Origin of the sequence: Streptomyces humi (genome assembly GCF_001005085.2) — a bacterium.
Classification (GTDB): domain Bacteria; phylum Actinomycetota; class Actinomycetes; order Streptomycetales; family Streptomycetaceae; genus Streptomyces; species Streptomyces humi.
Window position 1 is genome coordinate 1 of record NZ_LBMU02000107.1, and the last position, 24,229, is coordinate 24,229.

Genomic DNA, 24,229 nt, shown 5'->3' on the forward strand with positions numbered 1-24,229 from the left:
GCCCCCGGCTCCCCCGCCCCGGCTCCCTACCCCGGCCGCTCCACCGGGCGCACAGCCCCCGCTCCCGGCCTTCCCGTTCTCGCTCCCCGCTACCGCCCCCACCCCCCGCTCTCGCCCCCGCTGTCGGCCCCCGTGCGCATGCGCAGCAGCCCCGTTCCGTACATTCGGAACGGGGCTGCCGAGGAGAGGGGGGCCGGCGGCGCGGGCGGTTACTTGAGGCCGGCCGCCGCGCAGGCGGACTTGTACTCGGCCGTGCAGATCTGCGAGATCTTGTAGATGCCGTCCGCGACGACGGTGTCCTTGATCTTGCTCTTCGTCACGGCGTTGACCTGCACCAGCTGGGCCGGGATGTCCTTGGTGGTCGGGCTGTCCACGGTGTCCTGGGTGAGCGCGTCGAACTGGATGTCCTTGCCCTGCACCTTGTAGACGGCCATCTCGGCGGCGGCCTCGGCCTCGTCCGGGTAGGGCTTGTAGACGGTCATGTACTGCTCGTCGGCGAGGATCCGGTGGATGGCGTCGAGGTCGGCGTCCTGACCGGTGATCGGCGGCATCGAGGTGACGCCGGCCGCCTTGAGGGCCTTGACGATGCCGCCCGCCATCGCGTCGTTGGCGGAGTACACGGCGGCGACGTTGTCCTTGCCGATCGAGGCGATCGCCTTGCCGACCTCCTTCTCGGCGATGTCCGGGTCCCAGTCCTTGGTGTCGTACGAGGCGGCGATCGTCACCTTGCCGTTCAGCTCGGACATCGCGCCCGTCTTGAACTGCTTGGCGTTGGGGTCGGTCGGCGAGCCGTTGACCATGATGACCTTGTCGGAGGTGTCGACGTTCGAGCCGAGGCCCTCCAGGAGCGTACGGGCCTGGACCTCGCCCACCAGCTCGTTGTCGAAGGAGACGTAGGCGTCGATGGGGCCCTCGGCGAGGCGGTCGTAGGCGATGACGGGAATGCCCGCGTCCTTGGCGTTCTTCACCGTGCCCGCGATGGCGTGCGCGTCGACCGAGTCCAGGATGATCACGTCGACCTTGTCGTCGATCATCTTCTGCATCTGCTTCTTCTGCGTGTCGGCGGACGAGGCTGCGTTCTCGTAGTCGACCTTGCCCTGCTTGTTCGTGAGCTCCTCGATCTTCGACTTCATGATCGGGTAGTCGAAGTTCGTGTACCGGGTGTTGATCTTGTCCGGCATCAGCACGCCCACCGTGACGTCGTTGCCCTTGGTCGGTGTCGCGGAGGTCGACGATCCCGTCGCGTTGAACACGCCGCAGCCGGCGAGCGAAAGGGTCATCGTGGACGCGGCCACGAACATGGCTATACGACGCATACGGGGGCTCACTTCAGGTGCGTTCCGGACATGGGGCCGCTTGAGGACCCAGATGTCTGAAAAGCCAACGCGTACGCCACACCCGGCGTCAAGCGGAACTACTTAACGAGTGCGCAACACCACGCTCCGCCGACCCTGTGAAGACATCGCGGAACCGTCTCCAAGCACTCTTTACGGACCCTCCATCCAAAGGGAGTTCACGGGAAGGCAAAGATCAGTACAACCAAGTCCATTCCTCGTGAGTCGACATCTGCGCCGGCTGAGGCCGGCGCCCGGATACGACCAAAGGATCGAATGAACCCAGCCAGCCGCACCGTGGCCGCCGCCGCGGTGCTCGCCACCGCCGGCACCCTGCTCGGCGGCACGGCCGTCACCGCCTCCGCGGCCACGGCCTGCACCTCTCCGGTCTACAAACGCCAGTTGTTCGCGAACACCACGTTCAAGGGCACTCCGAAGAAGACCGACTGCGACAGCGCGATCGACCAGAGCTGGAGCGGGGCCCCCGCCTCCGGTCTCCCGAAGGACGACTTCGGCGTCCGCTGGACCGTCACCCGTGACTTCGGCTCCGGCGGCCCCTTCGCGCTCGCCGCCTCCGGCCTCGACGGCATCCGGGTCTACGTCGACGGCACCCGCCGTGTCGACCTGTGGAAGAACACCAGCAAGTCGGTGAGCAGGACCGTCAACGTGACCGTCCCGTCGGGCAAGCACACGATTCGCGTCGACTACGTCAACTGGACCGGCGCCGCGAAGGTCAGGTTCGCCTACACGCCCCGTACTTCGGCGAGCGTCGACAAGGTCAAGCCCCTCACGCCGGCCGGCGCCGCGGTGTCGTACGACGCCGCCACCGGCAGGGCCAGGCTGACCTGGTCGAAGAACAAGGAGATGGACCTCTCCGGCTACCGCGTCTACCGCCGCCCGCAGGGCACCTCGTTCGGCGGCACACCGCTGGCGACCACCGGCGCCACGTCGTACACCGACAGCTCGCTGCCCGTGGACGGAAAGGTCTACTACTACGAGGTACGCGCCTACGACAAGGCGGGCAACGCGTCGGCGGGCTCGGCCGACCAGAAGGTCACCACGGCCGACCGCACCGCTCCGGAGCGGGTCACCGGGGTGGCCGTCCGGGCGAGCACCGCGGGCAACGTCGCGACCTGGCAGGCCTCTTCGGCGCAGGACCTCGACCACTACGAGCTGTGGGCCTCGCGGGGCGGCGAGCCCGACCCGGACGGCCCCGAGTTCCTGGGCCTGCCGAGCTTCACCGACGCCACCGCGGAGGCCGGTACGTCCTACACGTACACCGTCCGGGCCGTCGACACCGCCGGGAACGTCTCCCCGGTCTCGGCGCCCGTGACGGTCACCCGCCCGGCGGCGTCCGCCGTGGCCGCCCCGGCCGGCCTCACGGCCACCCCCGCGGACGCCGCCACCGGCCTGAGCTGGACCCCGTCCGGGGACCCGGCCGTCACCGGCTACCACGTCTACCGCCGTAACGTCTTCAACGGCGCCTGGACCCTGCTGGGAAGCGGGCCCGCCGCGTCCTACGAGGACACCTCGGCCCCGCGGCACAAGGCGTACTACTACGTCGCCGCCGTGGACGGGGACGGCACCGAGTCGGCGCCCTCGGCGGAACTGACCGTCGCCCGGCTCTCCCCGGCCACCGCGACCGGCCCGGCCGCCCCGAAGCTCACCCTGGTCAGCGAGGGGATCCCGGCGCGTTCCCCGGTCAAGGTGACAGCCGCGCCGGGCGCGGGTGACGAGGACCGCGGGCTCCAGGGTTACTCCTGGGAGGTCGCCGGTGCCTGCGGGGCCAGCGGCACCCTGCTGTCCACCACCGGGAACCTCTCCTGGACGCCTCCGTACAACGGACCGTGCACGGTGACCGTGTTCGCCGTGGACGCCTACGGGCGGCAGGGCGAGCAGAGTTCGTCGCTGGACTTCTTCGTCGGCCGGTGACACACCGACGCGTCGGCCGATGACACACGAAGGGGCCCGGAGGATCCTCCGGGCCCCGCTCGTACGCGCGCAGGTCAGTCCTTGGCCTTCTTCGGCCGCCACACCACCAGCGCGCTGGTCTGCTGCACTTCCTGGTACGGCACCAGGTCCCGGCGGTACGAGGCGTGCACCGCGGCTTCCCGCTGCTGCATCGCGGCCGCCGCGCCGTCGACCGCCGCCTGGAGCTCGGCGACGCGCTGCTGGAGCGCGACGACCTGGTTCTCCAGTTCGATGATGCGCTTGATGCCGGCCAGGTTGATGCCCTCGTCCTGGGACAACGCCTGCACCTGGCGGAGCAGTTCGATGTCGCGGGCCGAGTAGCGCCGGCCCCGCCCGGCCGTGCGGTCCGGGGAGACCAGGCCGAGGCGGTCGTACTGGCGCAGCGTCTGCGGGTGCAGTCCGGAGAGCTGGGCCGCCACCGAGATGACGTAGACCGGGGTCTCCTCGGTCAGTTCATAAGGGTTGCGTCGACGGCCGTCCATCTCTGTCATGCTCCCTTCGCGGCCTCGAACAGCTCGGCCCGCGGGTCCTCGCCCGCGGTCGCCTCGCGATACGCCTCCAGTGCGTCACGAGCATTCCCCGACAGGTCCTTCGGGACACTCACCTCGACGGTGACCAGGAGGTCGCCGCGGGTGCCGTCCTTGCGGACCGCGCCCTTGCCACGGGCGCGCATGGTGCGGCCGTTGGGCGTGCCCTGGGGCAGCTTCAGGGTGACCGGCGGTCCGCCCAGGGTCGGGACCCTGACCTCGCCGCCGAGCGCCGCCTCGGTGAAGGTCACCGGGACGGTCACCGTGAGGTTGTCCTCCTTGCGCCCGAACACCGGGTGGGTGTCGACGTGCACCATGACGTACAGGTCGCCCGCGGGGCCGCCGCGTTCGCCCGGTGCGCCCTTGCCGCGCAGCCGGATGCGCTGGCCGTCGGTCACCCCGGCGGGGATGCGGACCTGCATGGTCCGGGACGACTTGGCGCGCCCGCTGCCCTTGCAGTCGGGGCAGGGGTTCTCCGCGATCAGGCCGCGGCCCTTGCAGTCCGGGCAGGGGTCGGTCAGCGAGAAGCCGCCGCCGGATCCCCGCGCCACCTGGCCGGTGCCGACGCAGGTCGGGCACACGCGCGGGGTGCCGTTCGCGTCGCCGGTGCCCGAACAGGCCTTGCAGGGGGCCTGCGAGGACATCCGCAGCGGCACCGTGGCGCCCTCGATGGCCTCCGTGAAGCTGAGCGTGACCTCGGACTCGATGTCCTGGCCGCGCCTGGGCTGGGTGCGCTGGCCCGCGCCCCCACCCCGGTTGAACAGGCCCCCCAGGACGTCACTGAAACCGCCGCCGCCGAAGCCGCCGCCCCCGGCCTGGGCGCCGCCTCCGAAGAGGTCGCCCAGGTCGAAGTTGAAGTTGCCGCCGCCCGCGCCCGGCCCGGGGCGGAAGCCGCCGTTGCCGAAGAGGGCGCGTGCCTCGTCGTACTCCTTGCGCTTCTTGGGGTCGCCGAGTATGTCGTTCGCCTCGGAGATCTCCTTGAAGCGCTCCTCGGCCTTGGCGTTGCCCTTGTTGGCGTCCGGGTGGAACTCGCGGGCGAGCTTCCGGTACGCCTTCTTGATCTCGGCCTCGGTGGCGTCCTTGGGGACGCCGAGGACCTTGTAGTAGTCCTTCTCGATGAAGTCCTTGGTGCTCATCCCCGACGCGCCCCCTTTCCGGCGTTCCCCTCGGTACCTACGACGTCAGCCCTCCTCAGGGCCGTTGTCCTTGTCGTCCCCGGCCGCGGGAGCCTCTTCGGACCCCTCGGCCTTCACCGGGGTCGCCCCCGGCTGCGGTTCGGCGACCGCCACCCGCGCGGGGCGGATGGTGCGCTCGCCGATGCGATACCCGGGCTGAAGGATGGCCACGCACGTCGTCTCGGTGACGTCCGGCGCGTAGCTGTGCATCAGCGCCTCGTGGATCGTCGGGTCGAAGGGCTCGCCCTCCTTGCCGAACTGTTGCAGGCCCATCTTCGCCGCGACCGTCTCCAGCGACTCGGCCACCGACTTGAAACCGCCGACCAGCTCGCCGTGTTCCCGGGCGCGGCCGATGTCGTCGAGCACGGGCAGGAGTTCGGTCAGGAGGTTCGCGATGGCGATCTCCCGGACCGTGATCCGGTCGCGCTCCACTCGGCGGCGGTAGTTCTGGTACTCGGCCTGGAGGCGCTGGAGGTCCGCGGTGCGCTCGCCGAGCGCGGTGCGTACCTGGTCCAGCTGTGCCGTCAGACCGGCCAGTTGTGCGCTTGAGTCCCCGGCCGGGGCCGCCCCCTGTGCGGGAGCGGCCTTCGGCTCGGCGTCGTCGGGGGTGGCGCCGGAGGGGACGTCGGGCTTCTCCTCGAAGCCCGGGGTCTCCTCCGTCACGCGGCACCGTCCTTGCGCTCGTCGTCGACGATCTCGGCGTCCACCACGTCGTCGGCGGCGTCACCGGCGGGGGCACCACCGGCGGCGGCACCCGAGGCCTGGGCGTCGGCGTACATGGCCTGGCCCAGCTTCTGGGAGACGGCCGCGACCTTCTCGGTGGCGGTGCGGATCTCGGCGGTGTCCTCGCCCTTGAGCTTCTCCTTCAGCTCGGTGAGGGACTCCTCGACCTCGGTCTTGATCTCGCCCGGGACCTTGTCCTCGTTGTCCTTGAGGAACTTCTCGGTCTGGTAGACGAGCTGCTCGCCCTGGTTGCGGGTCTCGGCGGCCTCGCGGCGGCGGTGGTCCTCCTCCGCGTACTGCTCGGCCTCCTGGCGCATCCGGTCGACCTCGTCCTTCGGCAGCGAGGAGCCGCCGGTGACGGTCATCTTCTGCTCCTTGCCCGTGCCCAGGTCCTTCGCGGTCACGTGCATGATGCCGTTGGCGTCGATGTCGAAGGCGACCTCGATCTGCGGGACACCGCGCGGGGCCGGCGGCAGACCGGTCAGCTCGAACATGCCGAGCTTCTTGTTGTACGCCGCAATCTCGCGCTCGCCCTGGTAGACCTGGATCTGGACGGAGGGCTGGTTGTCCTCGGCGGTGGTGAAGATCTCGGACCGCTTGGTCGGGATCGTCGTGTTCCGCTCGATGAGCTTGGTCATGATGCCGCCCTTGGTCTCGATACCGAGGGACAGCGGGGTCACGTCGAGGAGCAGGACGTCCTTGACCTCACCCTTGAGCACACCGGCCTGGAGCGCGGCGCCGATGGCCACGACCTCGTCCGGGTTCACACCCTTGTTGGCGTCCTTGCCGCCGGTCAGCTCCTTGACGAGCTCGGCGACGGCGGGCATACGGGTGGAGCCGCCGACGAGAACGACGTGGTCGATCTCGCCGAGCTGGATGCCGGCGTCCTTGATGACGTTGTGGAACGGGGTCTTGCAGCGCTCCAGCAGGTCCGCGGTCAGCTGCTGGAACTGGGCGCGGGTGAGCTTCTCGTCAAGGTGCAGGGGGCCCTCGGCGGAGGCGGTGATGTAGGGCAGGTTGATCGAGGTCTCCGTGGAGGAGGACAGCTCGATCTTGGCCTTCTCGGCGGCCTCGCGGAGGCGCTGGAGGGCCATCTTGTCCTTGCCGAGGTCCACGCCGTGACCGGCCGCGAACTGCTTGACCAGGTAGTCGACGACGCGCTGGTCCCAGTCGTCACCACCGAGGTGGTTGTCGCCGTTGGTGGCCTTCACCTCGACGACGCCGTCGCCGATCTCCAGGAGGGACACGTCGAAGGTGCCGCCACCGAGGTCGAAGACGAGGATCGTCTGGTCGTCCTTGTCGAGGCCGTACGCGAGCGCGGCCGCGGTGGGCTCGTTGACGATGCGCAGGACGTTCAGGCCCGCGATCTCACCGGCCTCCTTCGTCGCCTGGCGCTCGGAGTCGTTGAAGTAGGCCGGGACGGTGATGACCGCGTCGGTCACCTTCTCGCCCAGGTAGGCCTCGGCGTCCCGCTTGAGCTTCTGAAGAATGAACGCGGAGATCTGCTGGGGGTTGAAGTCCTTCCCGTCCAGCTGGATCTTCCAGTCGGTGCCCATGTGACGCTTCACGGACCGGATGGTCCGGTCCACGTTGGTGACCGCCTGACGCTTGGCGACCTCGCCGACGAGGACTTCGCCGTTCTTCGCGAAGGCGACGACGGACGGCGTGGTCCGGGCACCCTCGGCGTTGGTGATGACGGTGGGCTCGCCGCCTTCAAGAACGCTGACGACGGAGTTAGTCGTGCCCAGGTCGATGCCGACCGCACGTGCCATGGTGATTTCCTCCAGCTGACTTGAGTGGAACGGACTCAAGTGTGCATCAACCCGCGCCACGGGTCAACAGACCTGAGCCATAGGGACTCAAGTCTTATCCGTTCCTTACACGCAAGTGGCCGCTGACCTGCGTGGATTCAGTACGTCGAGGCTCGTACACCGGCACCCGAAGGAGTAGCAGCACGATGCTGACGGTGACGCAGGCGACGCATGTGGCGCCCGTCCGCCCGACCCAGCCACCGTGCACGAGCACCGCGACGAGTACCCCGGCGAAGGATCCGGCACCCAGGACGACCGTCGAGCCCTGCGGGGTGAGCCCCAGCCGCCGCAGCCGGTGCGCGAGATGGTCGGGCCCGCGCCGCAGCACCGGCCGCCCGGCCAGCAGCCGCGACAGGATCACCACGAGGACGTCGGCGCCCGCGACGGCGGTGAGCGCGAACAGCACCCCCGCGCTGGCGACGGGGTCGTGCCCGGCGCGGGTCAGCAGCGCGGCCGCGGCCAGCACGAACCCGGCGAACAGCGAGCCGGTGGCTCCGAGGGCGATCCGCGCGGGATGCCAGTTGTGCATCAGGAACCCGGTGAGCGCGGCGGCCAGCACGCTCAGCAGCACGGCGAGCCCGTCCATCACCTCGGCGGCGGCACAGGCACCGGCCCCGAACGCCGTCACCACCCCGACCGTCCCGGCCAGCCCGTCCGCGTGGTCGAGCCCCTTGAAGGCGACGGCGACGAACGCGATCCACCCGACCCCCAGCACCCCGCCGGCGATCCCGAACTCCCCGTACGGCACCACACAGGCCGCCGCCACGGCCGTACCGAACAGCAGGAACCTGGTCTTCAGCCGCCACACGTCGGCGACCACCCCGAGCAGGGACACGGCCGCCCCGGCGATCAGCAGCTCCCCCACCCCGGTGCCGAGGGGGGCGACCCCGCTCCAGTCGCCGGCGCCCGCGACCACGCAGGTGGCGCCGACGACGGCGAGGCCGCCCAGGGCCGGCACGGGCCGCGCCCGCCTGCGGTCGACCAGGCCGAGCCGCAGCGCGGGGGGCCGGATCAGGGCGGCGAGGACGGCGGCGAGCAGCAGGGCGGTGGTGGCGGCGGCGATCCCGTAGAGCACAGGTCCAAATTAGACCTGAATGTAACAATTCTGTACGAATAACACGATCGGGTTGCGGGACCGGAGCACAGGCGGACCTCAGCGATCCAGATCACTCCGCACCTGGCTACAGTGCGAGTAAAGATGCGGGTAGTCTCAGACGGACTGCATAAGTTACCGCTTAGTAATTTCGGGAACACTCGCGAAGAGACCCGAAGAGACCCCTCGCAGGCCCGAGGAGCCCCCATGCAACTCGCCGCGATCATCGTGTCGCTGGTTCTGATCGTGGTCGGCGTGGCGCTGTTCGCCCGCGCCGTCGTGCAGATCTACAACTTCCTGCGGCTCGGTCAGAACGTGCCCGCCGGCACCCGTACCGACGAGCCCGTCCAACGGACCGTCACCGTGGTCAGGGAGTTCCTCGGCCACACCCGGATGAACCGGTGGGGCATCGTCGGCGTGGCGCACTGGTTCGTCGCGGTCGGCTTCTTCTCCCTCCTGCTGACGATCGTCAACGCCGTCGGCCAGCTGTTCCAGGCCGACTGGATCCTGCCGGTCATCGGTGACTGGGCGCCGTACAACGTCTTCGTCGAGTTCATCGGCACCATGACGGTCCTCGGCATCCTCGTGCTGATCGCGATCCGCCAGCTGAGCAAGCCGAACCGGCCGGGCCGCAAGTCCCGGTTCGCCGGCTCCAACTTCGGCCAGGCGTACTTCGTGGAGACGGTCATCCTGATCGTCGGCGTCTGCATCTTCACGCTGCACGCGCTGGAGGGCGCCCAGCACCACGTGGACTCCTACGAGGCGTCGTTCTTCATCTCGTACCCGGTGGTGTCCTGGTTCCGGGGCATGGACGTCTCCACGCTCCAGAACCTCACCTACTTCTTCGCCGGCCTGAAGATCGCGACCTCGTTCATCTGGATGATCGTGGTCGCCCTGAAGACCGACATGGGTGTGGCCTGGCACCGCTTCCTGGCCTTCCCGAACATCTGGTTCAAGCGGAATGCGACGGGTGAGACCTCGCTGGGCGCGCTGCTCCCGATGAACTCCGGCGGCGAGCCGATCGACTTCACCGACCCCGGTGACGACGACGTCTTCGGCGTCTCCCAGGTCGAGCAGTTCTCCTGGAAGGGCCTGCTGGACTTCTCCACCTGCACCGAGTGCGGCCGCTGCCAGTCGCAGTGCCCCGCCTGGAACACCGGCAAGCCGCTCTCCCCCAAGCTGCTGATCATGTCGCTGCGGGACAACGCGCACGCCAAGGCGCCGTACCTGCTGGCCGGCGGCGGCAAGACCGCGGAGGGCGAGGAGAAGGGGTCCGAGGAGCAGCTGGCGGGCGTCCCCGCGGCCGCCCTCGCCGAGGCCGAGCGGCCGCTGATCGGCACCGCCGAGGAGAACGGCGTCATCGACCCGGACGTGCTGTGGTCCTGCACCACCTGCGGTGCCTGCGTCGAGCAGTGCCCCGTCGACATCGAGCACGTCGACCACATCGTCGACATGCGCCGCTACCAGGTCATGATCGAGTCCGCGTTCCCGTCCGAGGCGGGCACGATGCTCAAGAACCTGGAGAAGAAGGGCAACCCCTGGGGCCTGGCGAAGAAGCAGCGCCTGGAGTGGCTCAAGGAGGTCGACTTCGAGGTCCCGGTCGTCGGCAAGGACATCGAGGACCTCACCGAGGTCGAGTACCTGTACTGGGTCGGCTGCGCGGGCTCCCTCGAAGACCGCGCCAAGAAGACCACCAAGGCCTTCGCCGAGCTGCTGCACATCGCGGGCGTCAAGTTCGCGATCATGGGCGGCGACGAGAAGTGCACCGGTGACTCCGCCCGCCGCCTGGGCAACGAGCCCCTGTTCCAGGAGCTCGGCATGGAGAACGTCATGGCCCTGAACACGGCGTTCGGCGAGGAGCTGGACGACGACGGCAAGGTCACGGCGGAGTCGAGGAAGCCGAAGTCGGCGAAGAAGATCGTCGCCACCTGCCCGCACTGCCTCAACACGCTCGGCAACGAGTACCCGCAGCTCGGCGGCGACTACGAGGTCATCCACCACACCCAGCTGCTCCAGCACCTGGTGGACGAGGGCAAGCTGGTCCCGGTCACCCCGGTCGAGGGCATCATCACCTACCACGACCCCTGCTACCTGGGCCGCCACAACAAGATCTACACGCCCCCGCGCGAGATCATCGGCAAGGTCCCGGGCCTGCGCAACGAGGAGATGCACCGCCACAAGGAGCGCGGCTTCTGCTGCGGCGCCGGCGGCGCCCGGATGTGGATGGAGGAGCGGATCGGCAAGCGCATCAACAACGAGCGCGTCGACGAGGCCCTGTCGGTGAACCCCGACATCGTCTCCACCGCCTGCCCGTTCTGCCTGGTGATGCTGACCGACTCCGTCAACGGCAAGAAGAACGACGGCAAGGCCAAGGAGTCCATCCAGGTCGTGGACGTGGCCCAGCTGCTCCTCGACTCGGTCCGCACGCCGGTGGACCCGGCCGGCGAGCCGGAGACGGAGAACGCCCCGGAGCCGGAGCCGGTGAAGTAACGAGAGCGGCGGCGCCGGTCACGGCCGCGCTGTCCGACGCCCCCCACGCCCTCGCCGGGTCCGGGGGGCGTCGTCGTTCCCGGGGCCCCCGCCCAGCGCCTGCCCGAGCAGCGCGGCCCCGAGCGGGGTCAGCGTGTGCAGGACCGTCGGACCGACCTGCCGGCTGGTGGTCAGCCCGGCGTCGCGGAGCACCGTGGTGTGCCGGCTGGCACCGGAGAGGGAGACCCCCACGGCCTGCGCGAGCTCTCCCGTGGTCAGGCCGTCGGCGACACACCGCAGCACACGCGCCCTGGTGCCGCCGAGCAGCGCGCCCAGCGGAACGCGTTCCGCGGGCAGTGCCTCCTCGGGCACCGGCGGCGGGCTCAGCGGGTACGACAGCACGGGCGGCAGCCCGGCGTCGGCCAGGGCGACCGGCGTCCCCCACGAGAAGTACGTCGGGACGATCCTGATCCCGCGCCCGCGCAGATGGAGGTCTCGGTCCGTGCGGTAGTCCACTTCCAGGACCGGCCGGCGCCAGCGGAAGCGTGGCCCCAGGCTCCCCAGCAGTGCCTCGACCCCGCCGGTCAGCAGCGCGCGGGCGAGCAGGCCGCGGTGGGCGACGAGCCCGGCGGCCATCTCCTCCCCGTACGGTGCGACGGCCACCGCGTGGTACCTGCGGATCAGCTCGGTCAGCTCCCGCCGTTCGGGGCCCTGCCCCAGTCGCAGCGCCCAGGACGGCACGGGAGAGACCCCGTCGAGGAGCCGTACCTGGGCGAGCACGTCCTGCCGGGGCAGCCGGAGGATGCCGTCGAGGGCCGCCGTGACCCCGCCCTCGCCCTCCGGCGGCGTCAGGAAGTCGGGCAGGTACGGTCCGAGGGGGTACAGGGCGAACAGCACGCCGCGCACCGGCCGGGACAGTCCGGCCGCGTTCAGGCGGGCGCACGCCGTCCGGCGCCAGGCGGCGAACTGCCGGCGTCCGCCGCGGGACTGCAACCGGTGGAGCGTCGAGAGCACCTCCCACATCGGGTCCGGCTCGGCGGCCACCCGGACGCGGGCGAGATCGACCTCACTGAAGTGAATACGGAGCACGTGATTCCCCCCGAAGAGCTCCACGTTTGCACCCAGGCGCAAGAGTGTGTCGCCGCTGACGGGGCCCTGCCAAGGTTCCCGTCAGGCCAGAAGTCGTTTTGGCCGATTCCCGCGCTTGACCGCACGAACCAGGAGGAACGCGCGTGTTCACGAAGAGAGCCAAGGTGACCGCCGGCACCATCGGGGCCCTGACCGCCGGAGTCCTCGCCCTGAGCGCCACCCCCGCGTCCGCGAGCGGCTCGTACAGCGGCCTCGCGTACGTCTACGGGGCCGGGGTCTTCACCGACGACTGGGACAACGAAGGCATCGTGGACACCAGCCACAACACGGCGTCCAACGCGACCTGCCTGTGGCAGAAGGTCCTGTGGGCCGACGGAGAGCTCACCGCCGCCGACATCGACGGCGACTTCGGGCCCACCACCAAGGCCGCGACGGCGAGGTGGCAGACCAAGTTCCAGGTGACCAGCGACGGTTCGGCCGGGCAGAACACCTGGACCGCGGCCGGCAACTGGCTGCGCAACTCGTCCTACGGGACGGACGGCACCGTGGCCAAGTACATCGGCACCGAGTTCATCATCGACGTCACGCGGGACAGCGACGGCTACTACCACTTCCTCGACGGCACCGGCGCGGGCCGCATCGCCGGCTACAACTACCGGACCTGTAGCTGACACACCCCCCGCACCACCCTCACGTCCCCCGGCCCCAACGGACCGGGGGACGCCTCCGTTCCCACACCCGGGCAGGCGAACGGACGGCCGGGTACGCGCGGGCGGGCGCATGGCCGGGCGGGCGCATGGCCGGGCGGGCGCATGGCCGGGCGGGCGCGTGGAGGCCGGGTGGGTGGTGGAGGACCGGCCGCGGGTGGGTGGGGGGTGTTGACCCGGATGGCCTTCCTCTGGTCGCGGGCGGGGTTCGGGGCGGGTCGGGTGGAAGGGAGCGGATCGAGCTGGAGGTACGGGTGGCGGAGGGCAGCGCGCACGCGGACGGTGGAGCGGACCCGGACGACGTGCGGGAACTGAGGGCCCGGGTGGCGGCCCTGGAGAAGGAGCGGGCCCGGCCGCCCCGGCACCACGTCCGGTCCGGGCTCGCGGCCGTGCTCATCGTCGTCGGCTGCCTGCTCGCGCCGCTGTCCGTGGTCGCCGCGTGGGCGGCCGACCAGGTGGCCGACACCGACCGGTACGTGGCCACCGTCGCCCCGCTCGCCTCGAACCCCGACGTGCAGGACGCCGTGGCGAACCGGGCCACCGACGCGCTCATGTCCCACCTGGACCTGCCCGCCCTGCTCGCGGACGTGGCCCCCGCCGACCGGCCCCGGCTCCAGCAGGCGCTGGGCGGCAGACTGGGCGACGCCCTGGAGGGCGCGGTCCGCAGCTTCGTCCACGACCAGGCCCGGAAGGTCGCCGCGTCCGACGCGTTCAAGACCGTGTGGACCGACGCCAACCGCCGGATCCACAGCTCCCTGGACAAGGCGCTCACCGGCAGCGGCGGCGGCGCGGTGCAGCTGACGAACGACTCGGTCACCCTCGACATCGGCCCCATCGTGGACCAGGTCAAGCAGCGCCTGATCGCCTCCGGACTGTCCGCCGCCCAGCACATCCCGGCCGTCCACACCGACTTCACCCTTGTCAGGTCCGACCAGGTCGGCAAGGTCAAGACCTATGTGCGGCTGCTCCAGCTCGCCGGGAACTGGCTGCCGGTGCTGGCGGTCCTGCTGGTCGCGGCCGGCGTCCTGCTCTCGGTGCGGCGGCGGCGGGCGCTGGTGGCCGGCTGTCTCGGGGTCGCCGTCGCCACCGGTGTCCTCGGCATCGGGCTGCGGGTGTTCCGCGTGTTCTACCTGGACCGGCTGCCCGCCGGGGTCTCGCCGGGCGCGGCGGCGGCCGTCTACGACGCGCTGGTGCACTTCCTGGAGACCACCGTGCGGATGGTCGTGGCCCTGGCCGTCGTGGTCGCCCTGGGTGCCTGGCTCACCGGGCGCGGCCGGTACGCCGGGCTGGTCCGGGGCCTGTGGACGTCCGGGATCGGGGCGGTACGCGGCACCGCCGACCACGCCGGGCTGCGCACCGGCCCGGTCGGGCCCTTCGTACGCCGGTACCGCACCTGGATCACCTGGCTGCTGGTGGCCGTCGCGCTGCTGGTCTACCTGCTGTGGCCGTACCCGACGGGCTGGGTGGTGGTCGGCATCGCCCTGTGCCTGCTCCTCGCCCTGGCCATGGCGGACTTCCTGGCGGCCCCGCCCGAACCCGGCGGGTCCGCTACTTGAGACCGATCGCGGCGCAGTCCGCCGCGTACTTCGCGGTGCAGATCTGCTTGACGGTGTAGACGCCGTCCGCGATCACCGTGTCCTTGATGTTGTCCCTGGTGAGAGCGACCACCGGCACGAGCGTCGCGGGGATGTCCTTGGTGGTCGGGCTGTCGACCTTGTCCTGGGCCAGCGCGTCGTACTGGATGTCCTTGCCCTGCACCTTGTACACCGCCATCTGCGCGGCGTCGGTGGCCTCGTCCAGGAAGGACTTGTACACCGTCATGTACTGCTCGCCGGAGACCACCCGCTGCACCGCGTCCAGGTTCGCGTCCTGTCCGGTGACCGGCGGGATGCTGGTGGCGCCCGCCCGCTTCAGGGCGTCGATGACGGCGCCGGCCATGCCGTCGTTGGCCGAGTAGACCGCGGCGATCTCGCCGAGGCCGACGGCCTGGATCGCCCTCTTCATGTTCGCCTCGGCGACCGCGGGCGACCACTTGTCGGTGTCGTACTCCTCGGCTATCCGCACCTTGCCCTTGAGTTCGCTGAGGGCGCCTGCCTTGAAGCTCGCCGTGTTCGGGTCCGCGGGGTCGCCGTTCATCATGACGATCTTGCTGGTGGCGGCCTTGCTGCCGAGCGCCTCGATGATGGCGCGGGCCTGGACCTCGCCGACGAGTTCGTTGTCGTGCGAGACGTAGGCGTCGATCGGGCCCTGGGCGAGCCGGTCGTAGGCGATGACGGGGATGCCGGCGTCCTTCGCCTTCTGGACGTCCGGCGCGATGGCCTTGGCGTCCAGTGCGTCCACCACGATGATGTCGACCTTCCTGGACACCATCTCCTGGAACTGCCGGCTCTGCTTGTCCTGGCTGGCCTCGGCGTTGGCGTAGTCGACCTTCCCCTTGCCGTGCGTGAGGGTGGCGACCTCCTTCGCGAAGATGGGGTGGTCGAAGGCCTCGAACCGGGCCGTGTCCTTGTCGGGCAGGAGCAGCCCGACGGTGATGTCGTCGCCCTTCTTCAGGGCCGTGGCGTCGTCGCTTCCGCCGAGGTCCTCGACGGCACCGCACGCGGTGAGCAGGAGAGCGGACGCGGAGGCGGCCAGGGCGGTAGCGATGCGGGACAAATGGGTCCCACGGAGGATGGGAGATCTCACCTCAGGCGCCTTCCGGAGGGGGGCGTGTCATGCGCGGCCGATGATGTGAGACGGAAGCAAACGCAAAGACTCACGGCACGTCAAGACGTATGGACAATAACGTGGTTGAGGCGTGCCCCTAAGGGAGATACCGCGACCTTTTCGTGCACGGTGCGTGCGTGGCCTGTGTGTGGCTTGTGCGCGAGTGAACCGCGAACCGGGCGGGAGGCCTGACGGCCGGAGTGCGGGGCATGCTTACAGTTGGGGAAGGGTGCTTCGGCCAGCAGGCACCGTGATGCCGCCGCGCGCACGGGGCCCCGACCGCGGTGCCGTGCGGGTGTTGACCCTTCAGGAGGCCACACCAGTGACCGAGTACCCGCATGCGCCCGCGCCCCAGGAACCCGCGGACCGTGCTGTCGACGAGCGCAACCGGCGGCTGGCCCGTGCCGGTGTCGCCCGCGCCGAGGAGCTCCTCGTCAGGCGCTATCCGATCCGCTCCCGGCAGGAGGCCTTCGACCTGCTGCGCCGCGCCTCGCAGAAGTCCAACGTCAAGCTCCACACGCTCGCCGACGTCGCCGTCCGGCTGCCCGCCCCGCAGGCCGGCGCACCCAGCTGGGTACCGAGCCGTCCGCAGGGCGCCGCGCCCTCGCTGCCCGCCCTGCACAGCGGTCCGGAGCGGCTCACCGGCCACGGCGCCGTCCTCAGGGCCGCCCTGCGGCACACCCTGCACGTCACCGGCGCAGGGATGGGCAATGTGCAGCTGGTGGAGAACGGCATGCTCCGGCTGGAGCAGCACACCGGACTGAACCGGAGGTTCACCGACTACTTCACCTTCGTCAGGGACGCCACGACGGCCTGCGGACAGGCCGCCGGGGAACGCCGGCAGGTCACCGTCAAGGACGTCGCCGTCTCCGACATCTTCGACGAGCCGTCCCGGGAGGCGATCCTCCAGGCGGGCAGCCGCGCCTGCCACAGCGTCCCGCTGGTCAGCCCCGGCGGGCAGGTGATGGGCATGATCTCGACCCATCACGAGGAGACCCTGGGGGACTTCAGCGTCGCCCAGCTGGCGGCACTGCGCCAACTCGGCGCGCAGGTCGGCCGCTGGCTGCTGTGGCACCGCAACACCGCGGTCCTCAGCGCCCTCAACGACCTCCACACCAGCGCCAGCCACGGCAACTGACCACCACACCCGACCCGACCCCGGGACCACGGAGAAACCACGCGCACGCGGAGGGCGCGGGGAGCGCGGGGAGCGCCGGGAGCGCGGAAGGGCGGGCGGAACGCCTCGGGGCGCGGGGAGCGTGGAAGGGTGCGCGCGGGAGCCGTAGGACGCGCGGAACTCCGTAGGACGCGGGGAGCGCCGGGAGCACGGAAGGGCGGGCGGAACGCCTCGGGGCGCGGGGAGCGTGGAAGGGTGCGCGCGGGAGCCGTAGGACGCGCGGAACTGCGTAGGACGCGGGGAGCGCGGGAGGGGGCGGGAGCGCGGGGTGGTGGGGGGCGTGGAGTGGGGGTGTGTGTGGTGGAGGGATGGTGTGACCAGGGGTGTGAAACCCGCTCGATCGGGCACTTCGGCGTCAAGGGCTCGCTTGGGGACGCAGGCGGGAGCCGTCGGCCCTCGGCGGACGGCTGTGTGTCCGCCGCGCCCCCCGCGAGCGGCTCGCCGGACACGCCCCGGTCCACAGCCGTCGGCCGGACCCGCCGTGCGCGGTCCACAGCCGTCGGCCGACCCGGCGTGCACGGTTCGCATCAGCGCGGCCGCTCTGGGTACGCACACCTCCATGAGGGTAAGCGTGGTGGACGCGGGGTCGAACACGGTCAGACTGGTGGTCAGCGACGCCGCGGGCGGCGTCCCGCTGCCGGTGTACACCGCCAAGTGGAAGCTCCGGTTGTCCGAACAGGTCGGCCCCGACGGTCACTTCGGCGAACAGGCCACGGAGCAGTTGGTCAAGGCGCTGCACCGGGCCGTCGAGACCGCCGCGCGCTGGGGTGCGCCCGAACCGCTGGCGTTCGCCACCGCCGTCGTACGCAACGCCCCCGACCGCACGGCCGTCCTGCGGGCCGTGGCCCAGGAGACGGGCGTACGACTGTGCGTGCTGCCCGGCGAGGTGGAGGCCGAGCTCACCTTCCTCGGGGTACGGCGCTGGATGGGCTGGCGGGCCGGCCCGCTGGCCGTCCTCGACATCGGGGGCGGCTCCTTCGAAGTGGCCTTCGGCCGGGGCCGGATGCCGGAGTTCGCCGTCTCCCTGCCGCTCGGCGCGGGCCGGCTCACCAACGAGTTCCTCGACCACGACGAGGTGCCGTCGGACAAGGAGCTCCAGGCCCTGCGCCGCCGGGTGCGCCATCAACTGCGGGACGCCGCCGCCCGTATCCGCTGGGAGCACCCGCACACCGTGGTCGCCACCTCCCGTACCTTCCAGCAGCTGGCCCGGCTGTGCGGTGCCGCCCCGGGCCGCCAGGGGCCGTTCGCGGACCGCTTCCTGGACCGGGCCGACCTGCGCCGCGCCATCGACCGGCTGGCCGCGCTGCCCGCGGCCGAACGCGCCACCCTGCCCGGTATCTCCGCGCCGCGGGCCCGGCAGAGCCTGGCGGGGGCGGTCGTCGGCCACACCGCGATGAAGCTCAGCGGCGTGCGGACCCTCGCGATCTGCCCGTGGGCCCTGCGGGAGGGGATCCTGCTGCGTTTCCTGGAGGACGGCGCCGACTGGTGGGCCGACATCGAGGCGGCCCACGACGACGCCCGGCACCGCCCCGGTACAGGGGCGGTGCGGCGGGCCCGGCTCACCGGAGCGTGAACGGACCGCCGAGGCCGCGGGCCCGGCTCACTGGAGGGTGAGCAGGCCTTCGCGCAGGCGGGCCAGGCAACGTGTCAGGAGCCGGGAGACGTGCATCTGGGAGACGCCCAGGTGTTCCCCGATCTGGGCCTGGGTGAGTTCCTCGACGAACCGCATGTGGAGGATCTGCCGGTCCCGCTCGTCGAGGGCGGCGATCAGCGGCGCCAGCGAGTGGAAGTCCTCCACCAGCTCCAGCGCCGCGTCCTCGGCGCCGATGAAGTCCTGAAGCACCGCCTCCCCGTCCGTGCTGCCGCCGATGGTGGCGTCCAGGGACGAGGAGTTGTAGCCGTTGGCGGCGAGGCGGGCCTCCCGCACCTCGTCCTCGGGCAGGCTCATCAGCTCCGACAGTTCCCGGTCCGTGGGGAGCCGGCCCAGCCTGCTCTGGAGTTCCTCGGTGGCCCTGGCGAGCTGCACCCGGGCCTCCTGGAGCCGGCGCGGCACGTGCACGGCCCAGGTGGTGTCACGGAAGAACCGCTTGATCTCGCCGACTATGTAGGGGATGGCGAAGGACGTGAACTCCGCCTCCCGGGACAGCTCGAACCGGTCGATGGCCTTGATCAGGCCGATCATGCCGACCTGGACGATGTCCTCCATCTCCTCCGGTCCACGGCTGCGGAAGCGGCCGGCGGCGTAGCGGACCAGGGACATGTTCATCTCGATCAGGGTGCCGCGGGCGTACTGGTGCTCCGCGGTGCCCTCCTCCAGCGTGGCCAGCCGCTCGAAGAACAGCCGCGACAGCTGGCGGGCGTCCTTCGGCGCCACCTGAGAAGGGTCGGGCACCTCCGGAAGCACGCTGGTTCCGGCGGCTCCGGTGCCCCTTGTCTTCGTGCTCATGGACGTCATGCCGTTCCCCTCCCGAGTCCGCACCACTCCGCGGGCGCCGGCCCGATCAGCCGGCGTCGCGGCGCGTCTACCCCCTCATCGTGCTCCTACACGGGTGAGACCGCGACCGGTCTGGGCAGACGGGACTGGCACCCGTTTTTCGCAGCGGGAACGCGGAGGGGAAGGAGGAGACGGTGGCAGAGGGACCGGAGCAGGAGGCGGAGGCGGAGGCGGAGGACGGACCGCGGGCGTCGCGGTCGTCACTGAAAGCGGTGGGATGGGCACGCTCGCTGCCCGCGAGCAGCGGGGTGAAGGCAGCCAGAGACTGGACGCGCGGCCACCTGGCCACGCTCGGCTGGACCAGGACCGCCCCCGACCTGGTGGACTCGGTGTTGCTGACCGTCTCCGAACTGGTCACCAACGCCCACGTGCACGCGCACAGCACGGCACAGCTGATCCTGGTCTGGGACGAGGAGTGCCTGCATGTGACCGTGCACGACACCTCCCCGTACCTGCCCGAGCAGCGGCGCCAGGACGACGAGGCGCAGGGCGGACGCGGCATGCTCCTGGTGGACGCACTCGCCGACACCTGGCAGGCCCTGCGCTGCCCGCGCGGCAAGGACGTCATCGCCTGCTTCAGGCCGCCGTCCGGCGTCACGCTCGGCTAGCCGGGGCGCCCGGACACGCGTGGGGCCCGGCCGTGACGGCCGGGCCCCGCAGCGTCAGTGCGTAACCGCGAGACGGTTCACCATCGGTACCAGCGGCCGCGGCCGCCTCCTGCGGAGGTGGACCGCATGACGAAGCCGAGGAGCCATACCACCAGGACCACGACGGCGACCCACCAGAGGATCTTGAGGGCGAACCCGGCCCCGAAAAGGATCAGGGCAAGAAGCAGAACGAGCAGCAGGGGAACCATAGTTATCAACCTCCTGACCGCCGTGTGCCCCCCATTGATCCGCCCATTCGCGATATTGCCTTGTTTGTGAAGGGAAAGTGGGGGAACAGCAACGGCCCTCATTTCTCGTGCCGGTACCGGTGCACCCGGCTCCCCGACGTGTCCCCGGAGGGCGGCGGGCCGCGGTGTGTGCCTATGGTGGCCCGGTGACGGGCCTACCCCCGTGGACGCAGGTGGGCCGCAGGCTCCGGGTGCAGGGGCCGACGGCGGCCCGGATCCTGGTGATCGCGGTGATCTGCTGGCAGACCGCGCTGTGGGCGGGCGCCGACCAGCCACCGGTGTTCGCCGCCATCGTCCCGGTGCTGTGCCTGCGCGGCGATGCCGCGGCCTCCCTGACGGCGCTGCTGCTGCGGATCCTCGGCGTGCTGGCCGGCGTGGCCCTGGGTGTCACCGTCGTCTCCCTCTTCCGGCCGTCCACCGCCGTCCTCGCCGTCGTGCTCGGGCTGGCCCTGCTGTGCGGAACCGTCATCAGCTCCGGGACGACCCTGAACGTGCAGGTCGCGGTGACCTCGCTGCTGGTCTTCGCCAACCCTTCGCCGGACTCGTACGGCGTCGCCCGGCTGTGGGAGAACGCGCTGGGCGGTGCGGTCACCGCCGTCCTCGGTCCGGTGCTCTGGCCGCGGGACCCGCGCCGGGAGGCGGCGACGCTGGCGCAGGAGTGCTCGGCCGAACTGGCGGAAGGCCTCGTGAGCGGTACGCGGGCCATCGGGTCGCCGGACGCGGCGCGCGCGAACCGGGCGGCGGCGCAGGCGACGGCCGACCGGCTGCGCGCTCGCGGGCAGCGGGCACGGGAGGCGGAGTCGGCCCTGCGGTTCAATCCGCTGCGGCGCCGCCACCGCGCCGAGGTGACCGAGCTGGGCGGCCGCGTCGACCGCGGCGTACGGGCGGCACCGCATCTGCTGTCCCTGGCCGCGGAGGCCGAGTTCTTCTCGGTGCGCGACGGCCCCTCCCCCGCCCTCGCCCTGGCCAGGACCCGCCTCCTCCCGGCCGCCGAGGCCACCGGCCGGGCCCTGGAGGCCGTCCTCGCCGGGCAGGACCCCCGCCCGGACGCCACCGCCGCCCGCGCCGCGCTGGCCCGGTACGCGCGGGAGGACTCCCAGCCCCTGGCGGTGGTGCTCCGCCGCCCGTTCACCAGGATCCTCGACCTCTGCGACTCCCCGCGCTGAGCCCGGACGAGGACGCGTGGCGGCCGTCGTCGGCGCCGTCCGCCGCAGGCCGTCACCCGTTCGTAGGCGGGCGGTGGCCGGTGGGGGCGGCGGCGCCCACGATGGCGGGGAGGAACGGGCCGGCGCCCTGGACGCGCCGGCTGCCGGCCTTACGTTCGTCTGTCTCTCTCGCCGTCGGAGGCCGCCGTGGGACACGCCGTCGGGGATGTGCTGGGGCTGGCCGCGGGTGTCGCGGTCAGCCCGCTGCCGATCGTGGCGATCATCCTCGTCCTGGCCACCCCGCGAGGGCGCCTGGGCGGGGTGCTGTTCGCCCTCGGGTGGGTGCTGGGGCTCGCGGCGCTCGGCGCGGTCATGCTGCTGGTCGGCGGGACCGGCGGCGCCTCCGCGCACAAGAACCCGGCCACCTGGGTGGGGGTCCTCAAACTCGTGCTGGGCGCGCTCCTCGCCCTCTTCGGCGCCGTGCAGTGGCGGCGCCGCCCCAAGGACCCGTCCCAGGCCAGGCTCCCCAAGTGGATGGCGGCGATCGACCACTTCACCCCCGCCAAGATCCTCGGCCTGGGCCTGCTGCTCTCGGCGGGCAACCTCAAGAACGCCCCCCTGACCATCGCCGCCGCCGCCTCGATCAGCTCCGCCGGGATCTCCGTGCCCGAACAGATCGGCACCCTCGCCGTCTTCGTGGTCATCGCGTCCCTCGGCGTGCTCGCCCCGCTCGCCCTCTACCTGGTCATGGGCGAACGCGCCAAGGGCATCCTCGCCAACTGGCGGGAGTGGGCCGCACGGCACAACGTGGCCGTCCTGGCCGTCCTGTTCTTCGTGCTCGGGCTCAAGCTCCTCGGCGACGGCATCAGCATCCTCACCGGCTGAGCGACCCCGGGCTCCCTACCCCCCGTTCTGCTCGACGTCCAGATGGATCGGGCCCCGGAGCACAGGGCTGCGCCGGTACGGCGGCGGGTCGGCGACCAGGCTGGGGTGGTCCAGCCGTCGTACCAGCTCGGTCAGGGCGATCTGGGCCTCCCGGCGGGCCAGCGGACCGCCGAAGCACAGGTGGATGCCGCTGCCGAAACCGAGGTGCTGGTTGTCGCGCCGGTCAGGGTCGAACCGGTCGGGATCGCGGAACCGGTCCGGGTCACGGCTGCCGGAGGCCAGCATCAGCATGATCTGCGAGCCCCTGGGGATGACGGTGTCGGCGACGGTGACCTCGCTGTACGCCGCCCGCCAGGGAATGATGTGCACCGGGGGCTCGTAGCGCAGCAGTTCCTCGACCAGCGGCACGGCCAGCTCCGGTTCGTCGCGCAGCCGCCGCAGCACCTCCGGGTACCGCAGCAGCGTCAGCATCCCGTTGGTGATCAGGTTGACCGTCGTCTCGTGGCCGGCGATCAGCAGCAGGTTGGCGGTGGCGACGATCTCGTCGTCGGTCATCCGGCCGTCCGGTCCGTCGTCGTTGGCCAGCTTGGACAACAGGTCGTCGGTAGGATGGCCGTGACGCTCCGCCACCAGCCCGCCGAGGAACTCGCGCAGGTCCCGGCGGGCCTGGAGGCCCTTCTCCAGTTTCTCCTTCGGGTCGACGGCGGGGTTGTAGTCGATCGAGTTGATGAGGTCGTTCACCCACCCGCGGAACTTCGGTTCGTCCTCGCGCGGCACGCCGAGCAGACGGCAGATCACCGTGACCGGGAACGGGTAGGCGAGGTCGTCGACGACGTCGATCCGTTCCTTGCCCGCGCAGTCGTCGATCAGTCCGACGACGGTCGCGGTCAGAAGCGGGTCCAGGCCGTCCACCAGCCCCGGGGTGTGCGGGGGCCCGAAGTGCCGCATCGCCATCCGCCGCAGCCGGTCGTGCTCGGGCGGATCCATGTTGATGAACGCCGGTGTGGCGTCGGCGTCCATGGAGGGCATCGGATGCGCCAGGTTGCGGACGTCGGAGCTGACATGCGGGTTGTGCAGCAGGTCGGCGAGTTCGCGGTACGTGCTGACGACGTAACTGCCGTCCTCCTGACGGGCCACCGGCGTCCGCCGCAGCTCGGCGTAGAGCGGGTACGGGTCGGCCCGGGAGGCGTAGTCGAGGATCCGGTGCAGCGTGTCCGGCCTCTGGATCGTGGTCATCTCGCTCTCCTCTCCCCGCTACCGGTGGTGCTGGTACGCGGCCGTGACGCGTCGCTCGCCGGGATCGTGTCCGGTGACGACCACGGTGGCGCCCTGGGCGAGCAGGGTGGGGCCGGGGAAGTCGACGGGCACCGGTTTCATGTCGACGGGCTGGTCCGGCGTGGGACAGGGCGGCGGGAAGGGCGCGGCCGTCTCGACGAGACGCCGGTAGTGGTCCAGCCACTTCGCGTTGTTGAAGCTCACGGCGGCGGTGACGCGGCCGCGGTAGCCGTACGCGGCGACGAACCGGTGGTCGGAGACCGAGCCCTGGGTGACGACCACCTCGTCGGCGAAGGTCGGCACGCCGACGGACTTGATGTTGACGCCGAACTGGATCGACCAGAACAGCGGGATGGACAGGTGGGGCCAGCGGTCCGCCTGGCCGTGGACCATGTTGTGGGCGGCGACCTCGGCCTGCTCGACCGCGTTGGCCCAGTGCTCCAGCGAGATGAGCCGGTACTCGTAGACCGGGTTCGGACAGCGCGCCACGTCCCCGGCGACGAAGACGTCGTCGGTGATCGTGCCGTTGAGGTCCATGGCACGGCACCCCGTGTCGCAGGCGATGCCCCAGACACCGGCCGCGAGGCCGGAGCCCTGGAGCCACTCGGTGTTGCGGATGCCGCCGAGTGCCACCACCGCGACATCGGCGTCGACGGCGCTGCCGTCGTCGAAGTGCGCCCGGCGCAGGCGGCCCTGCGCGTCGCCCTCCAGCCGGGTGACCCTGACCCCGCACCGCAGGTCCACGCCGTGCGC

21 protein-coding genes are annotated in these 24,229 nt (G+C 71.1%); 9 read left to right on the plus strand and 12 right to left on the minus strand.

Features of this window, described 5'->3' with window-relative positions:
* Positions 1-209 precede the first annotated feature (209 nt).
* Positions 210-1,316 carry a sugar ABC transporter substrate-binding protein gene (locus tag AAW13_RS39350; protein ID WP_046734451.1) on the minus strand — a complete coding sequence of 369 codons (1,107 nt, stop codon included), beginning with the start codon at positions 1,314-1,316 and terminating at the stop codon, positions 210-212.
* Between the two features lie 294 nt (positions 1,317-1,610).
* Here AAW13_RS39350 and AAW13_RS39355 point away from each other — a divergent pair, with 294 nt between their 5' ends.
* Positions 1,611-3,266 (plus strand): fibronectin type III domain-containing protein, encoded by a 1,656-nt coding sequence (locus AAW13_RS39355; RefSeq protein WP_063777118.1) that lies wholly within the window; start codon positions 1,611-1,613, stop codon positions 3,264-3,266.
* A gap of 74 nt (positions 3,267-3,340) precedes the next feature.
* Here AAW13_RS39355 and AAW13_RS39360 read toward each other — a convergent pair whose 3' ends face one another.
* The 5 genes from AAW13_RS39360 to AAW13_RS39380 all read right to left on the minus strand — a co-directional run bounded on the left by AAW13_RS39360 (position 3,341) and on the right by AAW13_RS39380 (position 8,616).
* Positions 3,341-3,787, minus strand: a complete 447-nt coding sequence (locus AAW13_RS39360) for a heat shock protein transcriptional repressor HspR (RefSeq protein ID WP_046734448.1) — start codon at positions 3,785-3,787, stop codon at positions 3,341-3,343.
* 5 nt (positions 3,788-3,792) lie between these two features.
* Positions 3,793-4,968: a molecular chaperone DnaJ gene (gene dnaJ, locus AAW13_RS39365; RefSeq protein ID WP_046734447.1), complete on the minus strand. Its 1,176-nt coding sequence runs from the start codon at positions 4,966-4,968 to the stop codon at positions 3,793-3,795.
* A 45-nt stretch (positions 4,969-5,013) separates the two neighbouring features.
* On the minus strand, positions 5,014-5,670 hold the full coding sequence (gene grpE, locus AAW13_RS39370; protein ID WP_046734446.1) for a nucleotide exchange factor GrpE: 657 nt from the start codon (positions 5,668-5,670) through the stop codon (positions 5,014-5,016).
* Positions 5,667-7,502: a molecular chaperone DnaK gene (gene dnaK / locus AAW13_RS39375; RefSeq protein ID WP_046734445.1), complete on the minus strand. Its 1,836-nt coding sequence runs from the start codon at positions 7,500-7,502 to the stop codon at positions 5,667-5,669. The genes grpE and dnaK overlap by 4 nt, the downstream gene beginning before the upstream one ends.
* 94 nt (positions 7,503-7,596) lie before the next feature.
* Entirely contained in the window at positions 7,597-8,616 is a 1,020-nt protein-coding gene (locus AAW13_RS39380; RefSeq protein ID WP_046734444.1) for an MraY family glycosyltransferase, read from the minus strand.
* Between the two features lie 225 nt (positions 8,617-8,841).
* Between AAW13_RS39380 and AAW13_RS39385 the strand changes: the two genes are divergently transcribed.
* On the plus strand, positions 8,842-11,124 hold the full coding sequence (locus AAW13_RS39385) for a heterodisulfide reductase-related iron-sulfur binding cluster (RefSeq protein ID WP_046734443.1): 2,283 nt from the start codon (positions 8,842-8,844) through the stop codon (positions 11,122-11,124).
* 18 nt (positions 11,125-11,142) lie between these two features.
* Here the strand turns inward: AAW13_RS39385 and AAW13_RS39390 are convergent, their stop codons facing one another.
* Positions 11,143-12,192, minus strand: coding sequence for an ArsR/SmtB family transcription factor (locus AAW13_RS39390; RefSeq protein ID WP_046734442.1), 1,050 nt, complete (start codon positions 12,190-12,192; stop codon positions 11,143-11,145).
* Positions 12,193-12,335: 143 nt separating this feature from the next.
* Between AAW13_RS39390 and AAW13_RS39395 the strand changes: the two genes are divergently transcribed.
* Entirely contained in the window at positions 12,336-12,863 is a 528-nt protein-coding gene (locus AAW13_RS39395) for a peptidoglycan-binding domain-containing protein (protein WP_071659833.1), read from the plus strand.
* Between the two features lie 290 nt (positions 12,864-13,153).
* Entirely contained in the window at positions 13,154-14,455 is a 1,302-nt protein-coding gene (locus AAW13_RS39400) for a hypothetical protein (protein WP_071659834.1), read from the plus strand.
* Here the strand turns inward: AAW13_RS39400 and AAW13_RS39405 are convergent.
* On the minus strand, positions 14,448-15,554 hold the full coding sequence (locus AAW13_RS39405; RefSeq protein ID WP_046734805.1) for a sugar ABC transporter substrate-binding protein: 1,107 nt from the start codon (positions 15,552-15,554) through the stop codon (positions 14,448-14,450). The genes AAW13_RS39400 and AAW13_RS39405 overlap by 8 nt on opposite strands.
* Before the next feature lie 373 nt (positions 15,555-15,927).
* On the opposite strand from AAW13_RS39405, the gene AAW13_RS39410 reads away from it, so the two are divergent.
* Both AAW13_RS39410 and AAW13_RS39415 read left to right on the plus strand, forming a co-directional pair.
* Complete coding sequence (locus tag AAW13_RS39410; RefSeq protein WP_046734804.1) at positions 15,928-16,743, plus strand: GAF and ANTAR domain-containing protein; 816 nt, start codon at positions 15,928-15,930, stop codon at positions 16,741-16,743.
* A 598-nt stretch (positions 16,744-17,341) separates the two neighbouring features.
* Entirely contained in the window at positions 17,342-18,355 is a 1,014-nt protein-coding gene (locus AAW13_RS39415; RefSeq protein WP_046734579.1) for a Ppx/GppA family phosphatase, read from the plus strand.
* A gap of 27 nt (positions 18,356-18,382) precedes the next feature.
* On the opposite strand, the gene AAW13_RS39420 is transcribed toward AAW13_RS39415, so the two are convergent.
* Positions 18,383-19,228: an RNA polymerase sigma factor SigF gene (locus AAW13_RS39420; RefSeq protein WP_071659837.1), complete on the minus strand. Its 846-nt coding sequence runs from the start codon at positions 19,226-19,228 to the stop codon at positions 18,383-18,385.
* A gap of 251 nt (positions 19,229-19,479) precedes the next feature.
* Here AAW13_RS39420 and AAW13_RS39425 point away from each other — a divergent pair, with 251 nt between their 5' ends.
* The gene (locus AAW13_RS39425) at positions 19,480-19,884 is read left to right on the plus strand and encodes an ATP-binding protein (protein WP_046734743.1); all 405 of its coding nucleotides are present in this window, start codon (positions 19,480-19,482) and stop codon (positions 19,882-19,884) included.
* 77 nt (positions 19,885-19,961) lie between these two features.
* Here AAW13_RS39425 and AAW13_RS39430 read toward each other — a convergent pair whose 3' ends face one another.
* On the minus strand, positions 19,962-20,132 hold the full coding sequence (locus AAW13_RS39430) for a hypothetical protein (protein WP_046734738.1): 171 nt from the start codon (positions 20,130-20,132) through the stop codon (positions 19,962-19,964).
* 185 nt (positions 20,133-20,317) lie between these two features.
* Between AAW13_RS39430 and AAW13_RS39435 the strand changes: the two genes are divergently transcribed.
* A complete protein-coding gene (locus tag AAW13_RS39435; protein WP_167391783.1) occupies positions 20,318-21,337 on the plus strand; it encodes an FUSC family protein in 1,020 nt (339 codons plus the stop codon).
* Positions 21,338-21,523: 186 nt separating this feature from the next.
* Positions 21,524-22,201, plus strand: a complete 678-nt coding sequence (locus tag AAW13_RS39440; RefSeq protein WP_046734740.1) for a GAP family protein — start codon at positions 21,524-21,526, stop codon at positions 22,199-22,201.
* A 15-nt stretch (positions 22,202-22,216) separates the two neighbouring features.
* Here the strand turns inward: AAW13_RS39440 and AAW13_RS39445 are convergent, their stop codons facing one another.
* Positions 22,217-23,437 carry a cytochrome P450 gene (locus AAW13_RS39445; RefSeq protein WP_071659836.1) on the minus strand — a complete coding sequence of 407 codons (1,221 nt, stop codon included), beginning with the start codon at positions 23,435-23,437 and terminating at the stop codon, positions 22,217-22,219.
* An 18-nt stretch (positions 23,438-23,455) separates the two neighbouring features.
* A partial coding sequence (locus AAW13_RS39450; RefSeq protein ID WP_167391784.1) for an oxidoreductase C-terminal domain-containing protein occupies positions 23,456-24,229 on the minus strand: 774 nt, incomplete at its 5' end.

Bases quoted from the DNA above. Each gene is read 5' to 3' on its own strand.
- dnaK (WP_046734445.1), bottom strand. From the start codon at position 7,502: ATGGCACGTGCGGTCGGCATCGACCTGGGCACGACTAACTCCGTCGTC.
- AAW13_RS39385 (WP_046734443.1), top strand. From the start codon at position 8,842: ATGCAACTCGCCGCGATCATCGTGTCGCTGGTTCTGATCGTGGTCGGC.
- dnaJ (WP_046734447.1), bottom strand. From the start codon at position 4,968: ATGAGCACCAAGGACTTCATCGAGAAGGACTACTACAAGGTCCTCGGC.
- AAW13_RS39420 (WP_071659837.1), bottom strand. From the start codon at position 19,228: ATGAGCACGAAGACAAGGGGCACCGGAGCCGCCGGAACCAGCGTGCTT.
- AAW13_RS39415 (WP_046734579.1), top strand. From the start codon at position 17,342: ATGAGGGTAAGCGTGGTGGACGCGGGGTCGAACACGGTCAGACTGGTG.
- AAW13_RS39445 (WP_071659836.1), bottom strand. From the start codon at position 23,437: ATGACCACGATCCAGAGGCCGGACACGCTGCACCGGATCCTCGACTAC.
- AAW13_RS39350 (WP_046734451.1), bottom strand. From the start codon at position 1,316: ATGCGTCGTATAGCCATGTTCGTGGCCGCGTCCACGATGACCCTTTCG.
- AAW13_RS39360 (WP_046734448.1), bottom strand. From the start codon at position 3,787: ATGGACGGCCGTCGACGCAACCCTTATGAACTGACCGAGGAGACCCCG.
- AAW13_RS39355 (WP_063777118.1), top strand. From the start codon at position 1,611: ATGAACCCAGCCAGCCGCACCGTGGCCGCCGCCGCGGTGCTCGCCACC.
- AAW13_RS39430 (WP_046734738.1), bottom strand. From the start codon at position 20,132: ATGGTTCCCCTGCTGCTCGTTCTGCTTCTTGCCCTGATCCTTTTCGGG.